Source organism: Desulfitobacterium sp., from assembly GCF_035539115.1.
In the GTDB taxonomy this organism is placed as follows: domain Bacteria; phylum Bacillota; class Desulfitobacteriia; order Desulfitobacteriales; family Desulfitobacteriaceae; genus Desulfitobacterium_A.
Genome location: NZ_DATLJA010000067.1, coordinates 1 through 14,848, shown reverse-complemented (window position 1 = coordinate 14,848; position 14,848 = coordinate 1). Strand labels below are relative to the sequence as shown.

Genomic DNA, 14,848 nt, shown 5'->3' with positions numbered 1-14,848 from the left:
TAACCACTTGCATCGTAGGATAAAGAAGACTTAGCCGGCGCCAAAGCGATGGCTCTAGTCGCCTTATCCTGCCGGACATAAATACATGCATCGTAGGAGAATGAAAGCCGCTGGTTGCACTTATACTATCTGCCCCCCAATTTATACTTTCTGTTAGTACAAAAAAGGGGCTTTCCAAAAGTTTAGCCAACTCATGAAAAGCCTCTAATTCTATAACGTTACCCTTTTGTTACCTCGAGGGTAATTATGGGGTTTTAGACCACTGAAACCATTGAAACAGGCAAGTTTCGGGCTTTACCTTACATCATGCCGCCCATACCGCCCATGCCACCCATTCCAGCAGCTGCAGCAGCGCCGTTATCCTTGGCAGGAAGGTCAGCAATTAAGCATTCTGTGGTTAAGAGCATCGCTGCGATCGAAGCCGCATTTTGTAGGGCAGAACGAGTCACTTTTGCTGGGTCAACGATACCTGCAGCAATCATATCCTCATATTTCTCAGTGACAGCGTTAAAGCCTACGCCACGACCTGCTGACCGAACCTTTTCAATAACAACGGAGCCTTCTTGACCTGCATTATTGGCGATTTGACGAAGAGGTTCTTCCAAGGCGCGACGGATAATCACTAAGCCTGTCTTTTCGTCTCCAGTCAATTTCAGCTTATCCAGCGCTTGAACTGCATCAATCAGAGTCGTACCACCGCCAGCGACGATACCTTCTTCAACAGCAGCACGAGTTGCAGCTAAAGCGTCTTCAATCCGAAGTTTTTTCTCCTTCATTTCGGTTTCGGTGGCAGCACCAACTTGAATAACGGCTACGCCGCCGGCAAGTTTAGCTAGACGTTCTTGGAGTTTTTCCCGATCAAAATCAGAAGTTGTTTCTTCGATTTGCTTTTTGAGCGCTTCTACCCGTTTTTGAATTTCGTCCGAACTTCCGGAACCTTCCACGATCGTGGTTTCTTCCTTGGTTACGCGCACTTGACGAGCACGTCCAAGCATATCAATTGTGGTATTTTCCAGTTTGAGACCAAGTTCCTCGGTAACTACTGTACCACCGGTGAGAACGGCAATATCTTCAAGCATTGCCTTACGACGATCGCCGAAACCAGGAGCTTTAACTCCTACGCAAGTGAAGGTTCCCCTTAGTTTGTTCACAACTAAGGTTGCCATTGCTTCTCCTTCAATGTCTTCAGCAATGATCAAGAGTTGGCGTCCAGCTTGGACAACTTTTTCAAGTACAGGAAGAATGTCAGCAATTGCGCCAATCTTCTTGTCCGTAATCAAGATGTAAGGGTCGTTTAACACGGCTTCCATCTTGTCTGTATCTGTAATCATGTAAGCAGAGATATAACCGCGATCGAACTGCATTCCTTCAACGACTTCAAGTTCAGTTGTCATTCCTTTAGCTTCTTCAACCGTGATGACGCCGTCTTTACCGACTTTTTCCATAGCTTCGGCGATCAGATTCCCGATCGTTTGGTCCCCAGCAGAAATGGAAGCGACTTGGGCAATGGCCTCTTTGCTTTCAATCGGCTTAGCATTGGTTTTAATATCCGCGACAACTACTTCAACAGCTTGTTCAATCCCCCGTTTAATTTCCATGGGGTTAGCACCAGCAGCTACGTTTTTTAAGCCTTCACGAATAATCGCTTGAGCGAGAACGGTTGCTGTAGTTGTCCCGTCGCCAGCTACGTCATTGGTTTTGGTTGCAACTTCTTTTACGAGTTGAGCTCCCATGTTTTCAAAAGGGTCTTCCAGCTCAATATCACGAGCGATTGTTACACCGTCATTAGTAATGAGCGGGGAACCAAATTTTTTGTCTAAAACGACATTACGGCCTTTCGGTCCTAACGTTACCCGAACCGCCTCAGCAAGAGCATTTACGCCACGTTCCAGCGAGTGGCGGGCTTCTTCATTAAAAATAATCTGTTTAGCCACTTTTAATATCCTCCTTAAAAATTATAATTAAGTAATTAACCTAGAATTGCTAAAATATCGCTCTCTTTGAGGATCAGATATTCTTCACCATCATATTTAACTTCAGTGCCAGCATATTTGGAATAGATCACACGATCACCTGCTTTAACATCGAGAACGATTCGCTCACCTTTTTCCATTTTTCCAGGCCCAACGGCTACAATTTCGCCTTCTTGTGGCTTTTCTTTAGCCGTATCCGGCATGATAATTCCACTCTTGGTCTTTTCCTCCAACGGAAGTGCTTTAATAACCACTCGATCGCCCAAAGGTTTAATGTTCATCGAGAAATTCCCTCCTTAATATTATTTGTTGTTAGCACTCACTTGATTCGAGTGCTAACATCTAGATATAATAATATGCAAGGGCGGAGATGAAATCAAACATTGCCAAACGTTAATACGGACGATTATAAGAAGATATCATTTCATATCTTCTATAATCTCACTATTACTTCGTTATTCATATAATGTCCGATTTCAAGGCCTCCCCTGCCTGCTCTAACTTCTATATTGGCCAAACGGGTCGATTTTTATTCATAAAATATTATCCGATTTTGTCCTTCAAATCCTTAACTTCTCCATTTTTCGAACATACACTAAATTAGAAATAGAAAACTTTGGTTAGCAAATGTGATTCCTTGAGGCAAGGCTTTTGATCTTCTCCGCTCTCATCTTCTGGAGGTCGTTTCGACGACCAATCCAAAGAAAAAGGAGAATGTTTATGAGCTTCGGAGGATTTGGGACATTCAACTGCAGACCATTTATTCTCGGTTTATTTGACACGTTTCCCATTGGTGCGCAACTGAGAGTCGGTATGGACTCAGCGTTCTGGATTGGAAACTTTGGCGGGTTGCAAGACGGGGTAGCTCTCTTGACCAATGCTCAACTGTTCTCCAATGTCGGAAGTCCAATCGATGGTCTTCGCCCGGTTGTACGGATTCCTCTACGTCAAATCACCTTTGTTAGCCAATAACCTCTTGCCGGTTAGGAGGATCTCCTAACCGGCTTTTTACATATTCAACCGAGTGCTCAAATAGAAGTCAGGGAGGGACAATTGTGACTCGTCCCTCCTCTCAACATATCTTTATCTTCCCATCTTTACATAACGAGCCCGTATTTCTCCGACAGTATCTCCCAAAACGCTCTTAACTCGTTCATGTTCAAGATTAAGCAGATAAATCTTTGTTTTCCCGATTTTCAAACTCGCATCTGGAAATTCCTGCTCGAGGAAAACTTTTTCCCTTAAAGCATACCGAATCAGCTCTTTCACTTGTGACGTTGTCCGATGCAGCTGTTCACCTAACGCTGATCGGGCCCTCGTCGAGGCAACATAGGCCATACTTATCTGAAGCTGAGCAAGAATTCGTATTCCGCGTTCCAGATCTTGATCCGGCTTATACCCGAATTCCTGATTCAGGAATTCTTTGAAAAAGCTCTGATCACCAAACGCTTGCAAACTATGATGTGTGCTTCCCTCGACACCCATCACCCGAACTTCCTTACCCCAGGCCCGGATTTTACGAGCTAGGGGCAAAAAGTCACCATCACCTGTAAACAATAAAAATGTATCAAACGTCGAAGTCCTGGTAATTAGGATTTCTTGCGCTTCCAGAATAAGCTCGACATCTGCTGCATTCTTTCTTAACTCTGTCTTGGCATAGTTGTTTTTGCCAAACACATGACGTGTAAAAACATTAATCTTCTCGAACGATGTCTGTGTTCTCCAGAATTCTTCGCGGTCAAAGTTAGCGTAAAGGTAAATCCCCGTAATGATTAGGTCATTCCGTTCCGCATAGGTTTGGATCGCTTGCATCAAAATTTCCGGGGTTAACTCGTACCCCCTTTCTAATAAACCCGTCCATATATTTTCATAATCTACAAAAGCGATTGCCTTCAAAACAAAATCACCCCGTTTCCTGTACGCCTACTATAATGTATGCGCAAACCGGACAGGGGTGACAAGCATTTTTACGCGTTCATCGGGGTAGCACACTCACTAGCTTCCCCTTTGAGAATTTGAATTCCATGCGGTAAAGCGGGCATGATCGCCTGCCAACATTCCTTAACCGCCTTCGGCGAACCTGGCATATTAATGATTAAGGTGCTCTTTCGCAAAACGGAAACAGCCCGGCTCAGCATGGCTTTGGGAGTGACCTTTAAACTTTCATAGCGCATTACCTCAGCAATCCCGGGGACCATGCGATCAGCGACGTCCTTGGTTGCCTCTGGCGTCACATCACGCAAGGAAAAACCGGTTCCTCCGGTGGTTAGGATCAGGTCTAAACCCAGATCATCAGCCCATTCCCTCATCTTCTGGGCTAAAAGCTGTTGTTCATCTGGTAAAACAACATAGGCGACAACTTCCCCTTCAATCTCTTTGACCAATTCCTTTAAAAGCGCACCTGAAAGATCCTCTCTTTCTCCTCGAGAGCCCTTATCACTGGCCGTGATCACACCCACGTTTAACATTATTCGACCACCTCAATCCCATCTCCGACCTTAACCGGACCCCCTTCAAGGACCTTAATAAAGATCCCTTCCTTAGGCATGATACATTCTCCCGCTTGTTCAAAAATAGCACACTTCGCATGGCATTCCTTGCCAATTTGAGTCACTTCACCTATACCTTGGTCACCTATTTTAAGTTTGGTGCCTATCGGTAAGTTTACGAGATCGATTCCCTCAGTGGTTAGATTCTCGGCAAAATCGCCAGGACCTACATCCAGTCCTTTATCCTGCATCTTTTGGATGCTTTCCATCGCGAGTAAACTCACTTGACGATGCCAATCTCCACCGTGGGCATCCCCCTCGATCCCGAATTTCACTTTTAAAATCCCTTCGCCTACGTTTTTCTTGCGCATTCCTTTTCGTTCACTGGTACACACTGCGATAATTTTTGCCATTTTTAAATCCCCTTTATTCTAAATTTCTAGCGTACAAAATGCCCACTCTTCCCGCCCATTTTCTCCATGAGACGGATTTCACTGATCATCATCCTTTTGTCGATCGCTTTGCACATATCATAAATTGTTAAAGCGGCGACACTGACTGCCGTTAACGCCTCCATTTCAACCCCGGTTTTGCCCGTAACTTTAACTGTGGCTTCAATTTCGATCTTCCCTGGCGGAACAATTTCAAAGTTCAGTTCTGCGCCTGTAATTCCTAAGGGATGACACATCGGTATCAAGGTCGACGTCTGTTTAGCCGCCATGATACCCGCCACTTGGGCAACGGCTAAAACATCTCCCTTCGCGATTTGACCCTGACGGATCCGCTCAAGGGTTTCCGGTTGCATCTCTATTTTTCCCCGTGCAACGGCTACTCGACTCGTTTCCCCCTTATCACTAACATCGACCATCCTGGCCCGGCCTTGCTCATCAAAATGGGTAAGTTCCATTTTATCCTCCGATCTGTGACATCATTCGACTTCCCTGCCAAGCTTCATCGTTCATATGGTGTTCAGCAGGTTTATTAAAAACAGTTTGAGCAAATAGATCTGCAACCTCATCATCTGAACTACCGTTTCTTAAAGCCTCGCGGAGGTTGATTTCCTTCGGGCTGTGTAAACACGGCCGTAATTTCCCGTCGGCTGTCAAACGGATACGATTACAGGTATTACAGAAATGTCGACTTAAGGCACTAATGAAGCCAATATTACCCAGAAAACCTTCTGTTTCAATATATTCCGCAGGTCCGCTTCCTAGTCCGATCTTCTGGGGTTCTAAGTCTTGTAAGCCCATGATTTCTTTCATCTCGGCAATCGGAACAAATTCTTCACGATGATCGGAACTAATCCCAATCGGCATAAGCTCGATGAAACGAACATCGATTGGATAGTTTCGGGCGAGTTCAAGAAACTTTGGTAACTCGAGCAAATTGTAACTTCGATCAACCACGACGTTTATTTTGACCGGATTCAACCCCGCTTCTAAAGAACGGAAAATACCTTGAAGCACTTTATCCACATCTCCGCCGCGAGTAATTTCGCGGAATCGGTCTGGGTCAAAGGTATCTAAACTGATATTGACCCGATTTAAACCCGCAGCTTTCAACTCAAAAGCCATTTCCGGTAGAAATATCCCATTCGTGGTTAGCATTAGATCCTCCACGTCGGGGATTCGCGAAACTCGACCGATAAAGTCGACAATTCCTTTGCGAACAAGAGGCTCTCCTCCAGTGAGGCGAAAACGTTTAAAGCCCAGGGAGGTACTAATTTTGACAAGACGTTCAATTTCCTCAAAGCTGAGGATTTCTTCGTGAGGGAGCCATTTCACACCCGATGCTGGCATGCAATACTGGCACCGAAGGTTACAGCGATCGGTTATGGAAATACGTAGGTATTCAATTCGCCGTTCAAATTGGTCTTGCATTTAAATTCCTCTTTTCAGTCAAGGCGCTCGTAGGATCAAGAAAAATAAAGAAACTCCGCGGTCTGTTTAAAACCGCGGAGTTATCCCGCATCGCCTTAACAGACTCCTTTCCAATAGGAGATATTATCGTTTCCAATAATACCCGAGTGTATGAACACTAGCCTAGTCACCATCGCCTCAAAAGCCTTAGGTTACCTAGTTTCGGAGCAAGTTATTCAGTTGTAGTTATCTATTTTATTATCTCTTCTTTTTATAATTATGACATACGAGATTATTCGCTATAAGAATATAAACTCCTGCTTATTGAGCATAATTTTTTATTTGATAGGAATATTCATTCAACTCGAACATGAATCATGCTATCATAGATCCTAACAAGGAGGTTAGTTATGTCTACAGAAACAGTGCAATATTCAATCCTAAAAGCACAGGGGAATTTCATCGTTAAAACAGAGGATGTCGTTGTTCAGGAGATCCCTTTAACTCTCTTTTTCAACGAAGAAGAGATTGCCACTTTGCTTTGTTCCCCTTCACAGCTTGAAGAATTGGCTTATGGCTTTCTTTATGTTGAAGGTTTCATTCATTCTGCCTCTGATATTCACTGGATTCGCTACGATCCTAAGCTTAACGTCGTTTGGGCAGAAGGTACTTCCCATCTTGCTGCTAGTGAACTTCTGAATAAACGAACGTTCTCTGCTTGTTGTGGCAAAAGCCGGGTCGCCCTCAATTTTGCTAATGATGAGAATCGAGTCGTTCGTCAAACCTCCGATTTACGGATTTCTCTTGATGAAGCCTACGGCTATATTAAATACCTTCAGGAGCATTTACCTCTCTTTCAATCCACAGGCGGGATCCATAGTGGAGGAGTCGGCTATCAAGGACACGTCTTGCTCACGAGCTACGATATCGGCCGGCATAATGTATTTGATAAATTAGCAGGAAGCGCTGTCCGTGCTGGGATTGAGCTTAAAGACCATGTTCTTTTCTTTAGCGGTCGTATTTCTTCCGAAATCTTGCTTAAACTGGCGAAGATGAATATCCCGATCTTGATTGCACGCTCTGCGCCCACAGATCTCGCCTTAAAGCTCGCCCAGGATCTGAACATAACCGTCATTGGCTTTGCTCGGGAAAATCGGCTGAACATCTATACCTGTCCGGAGCGAATTCTTACCCCTTCACCAATTTCTTCTGAAACCTGATCCACTCTTCAGGTGTATTAACATTGCACAAAAGCAAACGTGGATCACCAAATCGGGCGAGTTCTTTTTCTTGGACATACCGGACTGACAGTTGCGGAATGAGATCAATGACTTTAAAATGACCTGCTTGAAGAAACTCTTCTATTCTCAGGAGACAAGATTTATTGTAAAAGGCAAAGAGGGGATGAAGCCCATCCTCTGTTTGTGGAACGACACACTCATACGCTTCAGTCAAGGAGGCCATAAAGCGAATAAGTTCAGGGTCCAGCATAGGAATATCGCAGGCGACAAAAAACGCATACTCGGTACGCACTTCCTCCAAGCAGGCATGAAGCCCCCCAAGCGGGCCACTCCCAGGATATCGGTCTTGAACCACTTTTTCTCGATAACAGTTGTAAAGCTCAGGGGTGTTACTACTGATAAATACCTCTGTAAAAATCGATTTGAGTAGTTCTAGATTCCTTTCAATTAAGGGCTTCCCGTTCACTTCTAAGAACGCCTTATTCTTCCCCATTCGGGAGCTCTTACCCCCCGCAAGCAGAATTCCCGTCATCTCTAAAATCTTGAAAGCCCCCTCTGAAGAATGATCTTCTGGTAAAATGATATACTCTATCTTTACTGAAAGCAACCGTTCATAGGAGCTCACAAAAAGAGCACTGGCTTATTCCTATAATGGGTTTATTTCTTAGTTAGAAGGTACAACTCACCATAGCACCTCTTCTTGACCTGAACTGCGCATAATAAGAATGTGCAGTAATCACAACCACCTATTTTGCTTATAATCTTTGTTTCTTTCCAAAAGCCATTGGGCATATTGTTCTACATCTGTTACAATTTACAACATCAAATCCTCTATCATTACTTGTGTAAGCACACTTTCTGCAAAGCTTTTGATTTACGCTATACTCATTTATTGCATTAACTGGGCAATTATCAATACATAAGGTACATTTTTTTATACAAATACTCTCTGAGGGCGTATCTGATGGCAAATTTAAATTAGTTAAAACAGCACCAATATTAAGCATATTTCCATATTGACTATTTAGCAACAAAGTGCTTTTCCCAAGAGTTCCTATACCAGCCAATACAGCCGCATGTTTCATAGAAATTATACCTCGACCCTCCATATTTTTCTCATCCCAATAATCATATGGTCCGTCAGAAGGAATTGGTACGGCGATTCCGTTATGTATTTTTTCAATTTCATTAGAGGCTAAATATGCAATTCTATCTAATTCTACAGGGCTGATGCTATTAAAATGTTGATAAATAATCCTCGGACTTACATATGCTAATCCCATTGGAATTTTCTTAGCAAAAACAATAACTGATTTACAACCAGGATAAATGTCCGTAGGATGAAAGCCTTTTGGTACATCAATAAATAAATCAATATTGGCAACGCCGTAAACTTCCGCACCAAGATTTATGAAAATTTCTTTGATTTCTTCTTTCATATACCCAACTCCTTGTCTAAAACTCATATAAATAATCTCTACCCCGCATTTTCCTACAATTGTGTATCATAGCATAGTTGAACTTATACTCCATATTAAAACATCCATTTCAAAAATGAATTAATTGATAACTTCTTAGCTGTTTAGATACTGCTAATAGAGGCTATTGGGGTTAACCTCCAATAGCCTCTATTTTGAATTGAGATTCTGGGCGTGAAAAATTCTACTGCGATTTTCACTAAGTTTTGGGTTTTGCACCTCAAAATTTCAATCGCTTATTTAACCTACACGCTCAACCTTGACTCCGCAAACTTTATACTCATAAGTCTTGGTTACTTTATCATAAGCGCCATTGGTTAAAACATTGGCTGGGGACTCTTTATAGTGAAAGGTCATAAAGATCATACCCTGTGGAACACGATCGGTAACCCTAACTTTAGTTTCCAGCTCACCCCGACGTGAGGCTACCTTGACTTTTTCACCATCTTCGATCTTAAGCTGCTTCGCATCCTTAGGATTAAGTTCCGCATATTCCTCAGGTGAGTATGATTCAAGCGCTTTAGAATTACGAGTCGTGATATTGTAATGAGAAAGTTTGCGACCCGTACTCAACAGGAAGGGATATTCTTCATCTGGAATTTCGTCCGGCAACTGATATTCTATTGACATAAATAGACCTTTACCCCGTGAGAATTTTCCTTCATGCAAGAATTTCGTTCCCGGATGTTCGGCATTAGGTACCGGCCATTGTAATCCTTTTTTCCCAAGTCGGCCATGGGAGATTCCTGCGTAGGAAGGAGTTAACGCAGCAACTTCCTGCATCACTTCTGCGGTGGATGAGTAAGAGAAAGGATAACCCATCCGAGTTGCAATCTCACAAATAATCTTCCAATCCGCTTTGGTGTTACCGATCGGTTCAATCGCTTGGTTGACCATTTGCACTCGACGCTCAGTATTGGTAAAAGTCCCCGTCTTCTCTGCATAGCTCGTGCCAGGTAAGATCACATCCGCTAATTTGGCTGTCTCTGACATGAAGATATCTTGGACAACGAGGAAATCGAGCGCTTGCAGGCCCTTAAGGACGTGATTCGCATCAGCATCTGTGAGAATAGGGTCTTCTCCGAAAATATACATCGCTCTTAAATCTTTCTCGATTGCTGCTTCAAACATATCCGGAATCATAAAGCCGGGTTTCGAACTCAGAGGAACACCCCAGGCCTCTTCAAACTTAGCGCGCACCGCTGGGCTCACTACTTTTTGATAGCCTGGATAATCCGTCGGCAAAGCGCCCATGTCACAGGCCCCTTGAACATTATTTTGCCCGCGTAAGGGATTCACTCCGGAACTTTCTTTCCCGATATTACCGGTTAAGAGTGCAAGATTAGCAGTGCTCATAACATTGTCTGTACCACAGGTATGCTCTGTAATTCCGAGCGTATAGAAGATTTGGGCCCGCTCAGCCGTAGCGTACATCTGAGCGGCTTCGACCATTTGTTCGATGGGTACACCTGTTATTTTGCTGACAGCCTCAGGCGGGAATTTCTTCAGGTTTTCCCTGAAGGCCTCAAAACCTTCGGTCCGCTCTTCGATGAATTTTTTATCAGCCCAGCCCTTTTCGAGAATGATATTCATGATCCCGTTGAGGAGGGCTATATCCGTTCCTGGTTGCAGACGCATCCAGATATCCGCTTTTTCGGCGAGTTCGATGCGGCGTGGGTCGACAACAATGAGCTTAGCCCCCCGGAGTAACGCCTGTTTCATCTTCGTTCCAATGACAGGATGCGCTTCCGTGGTATTTGAACCAATTACAAACATAACTTGGGCATTGGGTATTTCGTTAATCGAGTTCGTCATCGCTCCCGATCCAAATGAAGTAGCCAGACCGGCTACCGTGGGAGCGTGTCAGGTCCGGGCGCAGTGGTCGATGTTATTGGTTCCGACCACCGCGCGCATGAATTTTTGCATCAAGAAGTTTTCTTCGTTAGTACAGCGTGCTGAACTCAGGGCTGCGACAGAATCTGACCCAAACTGAGTTTTAATTTCACCCAGTTTAGAGGCTACGAGGTCAAGGGCTTCGTCCCAACTGGCCGGGACGAACTCCCCATCTTTTTTGATTAAAGGAGTGGTTAAGCGATTCGGACTATGAACGATATCATAACCAAAGCGGCCCTTAACGCAGAGCGCTTTGCCATTGACTGGGGCTTCTGGGTTGGAAGTGACACCGATAACTTTTCCGTCCTTAACATTGAGGTCAAAATTACACCCTGTTCCGCAGAAGGGGCAAGTCGTTTGGACCTTCTCCACTTCCCAAGAACGACCTTTCCCGATCATCTGCTTCTCGGTGAGAGCTCCGACCGGACAAACGGCAACGCAGTTACCACAAAATACACATTCCGATTCATTGTAAGGAACGTCAAAAGCCGGCCCGACTTGGGAGTTAAACCCTCTTTTGAAGAAGTCTAGAACATTCTGCCCCTGGATTTCTTCACATGCACGAACGCATTTTCCACAAAGAATGCATTTATTCGGATCTCTCAGGATAAACGGATTACTATCATCAAGGGGTAACTCTCTCTTCGATCCCGCGTATTTCTCCCCAGTTGCACCATATTCATAGGCATACTTGGCAAGTGAACAATTCCCCATCTTTTGGCAAGTCATGCAGTCCAACGGGTGGTTCGCCACTAAAAGCTCAAGAATGGTCTTACGGGCACCTCTTACTTTGTCGGTTTGCGTTCTGACGGTCATCCCTTGAGTCACTTGGGTCACACAGGAAGGGGGAAGATTCCGCATCCCATCAATCTCAACGACACATAAGCGACACGCTCCAACATTCGTAAGTTCCGGGTCTTGACACAGCGTTGGAATCTGGATGTTATTTAAGCGGCAGGCCTCTAAGACCGTGCTTCCTTTAGGTACGTTATACTCATTCCCATCAATCGATAAGGTAAGCCATTCCACTGCTTCCACTGAATTCACTCCTCTCTCTATGCTCGGATAACAGCGCCAAATTTACATTTATCCATGCACGTTCCGCAACGAATACATGCGTCTTCATCAATCGCATAGGGGGTATTTTTATCTCCGGTAATACATTTAGCGGGGCAATTCTTAGCACAAAGTCCACATTTCTTACATTTTTCAGGATCAATCGAATAACTTAAGAGATCCTTACACGCGTGTGCTGGACACTTTTTATCCCGGATATGTGCTTCAAATTCCGGACGGAAATATTTCAACGTCGCCAAGATCGGATTCGGAGCATTTTGCCCTAAACCGCAAAGTGAAGTTTCCTTTACCGTCAAGGCTAGTTGCTCAATCGTATCTAAGTCTTCTTCTTTACCTTCACCCTTGCAAATCCGATCCAGGATTTCCCACATGCGTTTATTTCCCTCACGGCAAGGTGTACATTTGCCACAAGACTCACTTTGGGAAAAGTTAAGGAAGAACCGCGCAATATCCACCATACAGGTGGTCTCATCCATAACGACTAAACCGCCCGAGCCGACCATGGCTCCAGCCTTCGTCAACGTGTCGTAATCGACGGGCAAATCAAGCATTTCCTCAGGCAGACATCCTCCTGAAGGTCCTCCGATCTGAACCGCCTTAAATTTCTTGCCATCGCGAACACCGCCGCCAATATCAAAGATGATTTCCCGAAGGGTCATTCCCATGGGGACTTCGACAAGTCCGGTATTCTTGACTTTTCCAGTCAAGGCAAAGATTTTAGTGCCTTTGCTCTTTTCTGTCCCAAACTGGGCATACCATTTTGCGCCATGTCTTAAAATATGAGGGATATTCGACCAGGTTTCGACGTTGTTGATGTTCGTCGGTTTTCCCCATAAACCACTTACTGCTGGGAAAGGAGGTCTGACACGAGGCATCCCTCGTTTTCCTTCGATCGAAGCCATCAGTGCAGTTTCTTCGCCGCACACAAAGGCGCCCGCACCGGGTTGAATCTTCAAGTGAAAATTAAAGCCGGTGTTTAGAATATTATCCCCGAGGTAGCCTGCAGCTTCTGCCTGCTTAATCGCAATTTCAAGATGTTTGATCGCGAGTGGGTATTCCGCACGACAGTAGACATACCCTTCATCCGCACCAATGGCGTAAGCTCCGATTAGCATTCCCTCGATGACCGAGTGGGGATCTCCCTCTAAAACACTGCGATCCATGAAGGCGCCGGGATCTCCCTCGTCCGCGTTACAGATAATATATTTTTTAGCTCCGGGTGAAGCCTTACAGAAGCTCCATTTTAAACCGGTCGGGAAACCTGCCCCGCCACGGCCTCTTAAACCTGCTTCTTTAACCTCCTCAATAACCTGATCAGGCGTCATATCCTGCAGAACATGTTTCAGTCCTTGATAGCCGTCATTCGCTAAATAATCCTCAATTTTGGTAGGGTCAATTAGACCACAATTTTTAAGAACGATGCGGTGTTGTTTGGCAAAGAATTGAGTTGTCGTATAATCTTTTGCGGGTTGACCTGTTAAAGGATCAACATAGAGTAACCGCTCAACACGTTCTCCCTCCCCGAATTCCTTGTGCACAATCTCGGAAATATCTTCCGGCTTAACCAACGTATATAACGTCTGTTCCGGTTCAATTACTAAAGTCGGACCTTGCTCACAGAATCCCTGACACCCTGTAGCAACAATCTCGACCCGATCCATTAATCCTTGCTGAAGGATCTCCTGATTAAGCCGATCCAGAATCTTGTGTGCCCCGGAAGAAGTACATCCGGTTCCAGCACAAACTAAGACTTTCTTCTTACTCGTCATTCCTTAACCCCCTACTCATACTGCGCCAGGATTCCTGGAATTTGCTCCGGGGTTAAACGCCCATGAACTTCTCCATTCACTGAGATAACGGGTGCTAAACCGCATGCCCCGATGCAGTTAACGATTTCCAACGAATACCGCCCGTCCTCAGTGGTCTCCCCATCTTTGACTTTTAGCTCATTTTCGATCGTATCCAGAACTTTAGCTCCCCCGCGCACATGACAAGCCGTGCCCAGACAAGTACTGATCACATTACGTCCCATAGGGGTTAACCGGAATTGCGCATAAAAAGTAACTACCCCGTATACCTTGGCAATCGGGATTTTCATCTCTTTACTGATGTGTCTTAGGACCTGTTCCGGCAGATATCCGTAAATTTCCTGAGCTTGTTGGAGAACGGGAATCATTGCCCCTTTTTGCGATTTGTAGCGAGCAATCAGCTCGTCCAATTTCTCCTCCTTGGGATCAACGAGATCTTTACACTCCACACACATTCATTTCCCTCCCTTATACTGTTACGAATTTTTATCTAAGTTTGACAAAGATGGTTTAAACCAGAGAATTCCTTCCTCCGTAACGAGAGCATCCATCCTCAGATCGTACGGATCAACAGGAATTTCCGGTAAAATTTGGCACGCAAAAGCCAGCGCAATTTTAGGAACCTCAGAACGCAACCGGGTTAAGAAGCGGTCATAATATCCGCCGCCATAGCCCAAACGATTGCCTTGACGATCAAAGGCAGCCCCCGGGATGATAATGAGGTCTATATCCTCCGGATTAGCCAAGATTAAGCCCTCTTTTTTCGGCTCCCGGATTCCCCATTTTCCGGGTTCGATATTCTCCTTAAGATCACGAATTTCTGCAGGTATCAAAACCCCGTGTGGAGCGCAACGCGGCAAAATTAAACGCTTGCTGGAAGCCAAAATCTTCTCGGCAAGCAGGGTTGTATTGACTTCATCCCTAAAATTTAAAAAAACCATAATCGTCTTTGCCTGTTGAAATTTCGGCAACGCGCTTATCAACTCGAGAATCTTTCGACTCTTTAGTCTGCGTTCTTCCTCCGTTAGCG

The 14,848-nt window shown here is 44.8% G+C and carries 15 protein-coding genes and 1 riboswitch; of the genes, 2 read left to right on the top strand and 13 right to left on the bottom strand.

Annotated features, from left to right (window positions below; genetic code table 11):
• Positions 1 to 299: 299 nt before the first annotated feature.
• The gene (groL, locus tag VM640_RS11625; protein WP_325392376.1) at positions 300 to 1,934 is read right to left on the bottom strand and encodes a chaperonin GroEL; all 1,635 of its coding nucleotides are present in this window, start codon (positions 1,932 to 1,934) and stop codon (positions 300 to 302) included.
• Between the two features lie 35 nt (positions 1,935 to 1,969).
• Entirely contained in the window at positions 1,970 to 2,254 is a 285-nt protein-coding gene (groES, locus tag VM640_RS11620) for a co-chaperone GroES (RefSeq protein WP_325392374.1), read from the bottom strand.
• 439 nt (positions 2,255 to 2,693) lie between these two features.
• Here groES and VM640_RS11615 point away from each other — a divergent pair, with 439 nt between their 5' ends.
• Positions 2,694 to 2,945 (top strand): hypothetical protein, encoded by a 252-nt coding sequence (locus VM640_RS11615; protein WP_325392372.1) that lies wholly within the window; start codon positions 2,694 to 2,696, stop codon positions 2,943 to 2,945.
• A gap of 111 nt (positions 2,946 to 3,056) precedes the next feature.
• Here the strand turns inward: VM640_RS11615 and VM640_RS11610 are convergent, their stop codons facing one another.
• The 5 genes from VM640_RS11610 to moaA form a co-directional block, all read right to left on the bottom strand.
• Entirely contained in the window at positions 3,057 to 3,869 is an 813-nt protein-coding gene (locus VM640_RS11610) for an NYN domain-containing protein (protein WP_325392370.1), read from the bottom strand.
• Positions 3,870 to 3,940: 71 nt separating this feature from the next.
• Entirely contained in the window at positions 3,941 to 4,441 is a 501-nt protein-coding gene (locus tag VM640_RS11605) for a MogA/MoaB family molybdenum cofactor biosynthesis protein (protein WP_325392369.1), read from the bottom strand.
• Positions 4,441 to 4,875, bottom strand: coding sequence for an MOSC domain-containing protein (locus VM640_RS11600; protein ID WP_325392367.1), 435 nt, complete (start codon positions 4,873 to 4,875; stop codon positions 4,441 to 4,443). Before VM640_RS11600 ends, VM640_RS11605 begins: the two co-directional genes overlap by 1 nt.
• A gap of 26 nt (positions 4,876 to 4,901) precedes the next feature.
• Positions 4,902 to 5,369 (bottom strand): cyclic pyranopterin monophosphate synthase MoaC, encoded by a 468-nt coding sequence (gene moaC, locus VM640_RS11595; protein ID WP_325392365.1) that lies wholly within the window; start codon positions 5,367 to 5,369, stop codon positions 4,902 to 4,904.
• A gap of 1 nt (position 5,370) precedes the next feature.
• Positions 5,371 to 6,342: a GTP 3',8-cyclase MoaA gene (gene moaA / locus VM640_RS11590; protein ID WP_325392363.1), complete on the bottom strand. Its 972-nt coding sequence runs from the start codon at positions 6,340 to 6,342 to the stop codon at positions 5,371 to 5,373.
• Between the two features lie 87 nt (positions 6,343 to 6,429).
• Positions 6,430 to 6,561, bottom strand: a riboswitch (molybdenum cofactor riboswitch).
• A 170-nt stretch (positions 6,562 to 6,731) separates the two neighbouring features.
• On the opposite strand from moaA, the gene fdhD reads away from it, so the two are divergent.
• Entirely contained in the window at positions 6,732 to 7,541 is an 810-nt protein-coding gene (gene fdhD, locus VM640_RS11585) for a formate dehydrogenase accessory sulfurtransferase FdhD (protein ID WP_325392361.1), read from the top strand.
• Here fdhD and mobA read toward each other — a convergent pair.
• From mobA to VM640_RS11555, 6 genes are all read right to left on the bottom strand, one after another.
• Positions 7,510 to 8,169 (bottom strand): molybdenum cofactor guanylyltransferase, encoded by a 660-nt coding sequence (gene mobA / locus VM640_RS11580; protein ID WP_325392359.1) that lies wholly within the window; start codon positions 8,167 to 8,169, stop codon positions 7,510 to 7,512. The two genes, fdhD and mobA, sit on opposite strands and share 32 nt — an antisense overlap.
• Positions 8,170 to 8,317: 148 nt before the next feature.
• The gene (locus tag VM640_RS11575) at positions 8,318 to 9,001 is read right to left on the bottom strand and encodes an epoxyqueuosine reductase (RefSeq protein ID WP_325392357.1); all 684 of its coding nucleotides are present in this window, start codon (positions 8,999 to 9,001) and stop codon (positions 8,318 to 8,320) included.
• Between the two features lie 279 nt (positions 9,002 to 9,280).
• Positions 9,281 to 11,962, bottom strand: a complete 2,682-nt coding sequence (fdhF, locus tag VM640_RS11570) for a formate dehydrogenase subunit alpha (protein WP_325392378.1) — start codon at positions 11,960 to 11,962, stop codon at positions 9,281 to 9,283.
• A 26-nt stretch (positions 11,963 to 11,988) separates the two neighbouring features.
• Positions 11,989 to 13,779, bottom strand: coding sequence for an NADH-quinone oxidoreductase subunit NuoF (gene nuoF / locus VM640_RS11565; RefSeq protein ID WP_325392355.1), 1,791 nt, complete (start codon positions 13,777 to 13,779; stop codon positions 11,989 to 11,991).
• Between the two features lie 11 nt (positions 13,780 to 13,790).
• Entirely contained in the window at positions 13,791 to 14,273 is a 483-nt protein-coding gene (nuoE, locus tag VM640_RS11560) for an NADH-quinone oxidoreductase subunit NuoE (RefSeq protein WP_325392353.1), read from the bottom strand.
• 21 nt (positions 14,274 to 14,294) lie between these two features.
• On the bottom strand, positions 14,295 to 14,848 hold a 554-nt coding region (locus VM640_RS11555), incomplete at its 5' end, for a 5-formyltetrahydrofolate cyclo-ligase (protein ID WP_325392351.1).

Coding starts and splice junctions, on each gene's coding strand:
- groES (WP_325392374.1), bottom strand. CDS start 2,254: ATGAACATTAAACCTTTGGGCGATCGAGTGGTTATTAAAGCACTTCCG.
- VM640_RS11615 (WP_325392372.1), top strand. CDS start 2,694: ATGAGCTTCGGAGGATTTGGGACATTCAACTGCAGACCATTTATTCTC.
- VM640_RS11605 (WP_325392369.1), bottom strand. CDS start 4,441: ATGTTAAACGTGGGTGTGATCACGGCCAGTGATAAGGGCTCTCGAGGA.
- VM640_RS11600 (WP_325392367.1), bottom strand. CDS start 4,875: ATGGCAAAAATTATCGCAGTGTGTACCAGTGAACGAAAAGGAATGCGC.
- moaC (WP_325392365.1), bottom strand. CDS start 5,369: ATGGAACTTACCCATTTTGATGAGCAAGGCCGGGCCAGGATGGTCGAT.
- moaA (WP_325392363.1), bottom strand. CDS start 6,342: ATGCAAGACCAATTTGAACGGCGAATTGAATACCTACGTATTTCCATA.
- fdhD (WP_325392361.1), top strand. CDS start 6,732: ATGTCTACAGAAACAGTGCAATATTCAATCCTAAAAGCACAGGGGAAT.
- VM640_RS11575 (WP_325392357.1), bottom strand. CDS start 9,001: ATGAAAGAAGAAATCAAAGAAATTTTCATAAATCTTGGTGCGGAAGTT.
- nuoF (WP_325392355.1), bottom strand. CDS start 13,779: ATGACGAGTAAGAAGAAAGTCTTAGTTTGTGCTGGAACCGGATGTACT.
- nuoE (WP_325392353.1), bottom strand. CDS start 14,273: ATGTGTGTGGAGTGTAAAGATCTCGTTGATCCCAAGGAGGAGAAATTG.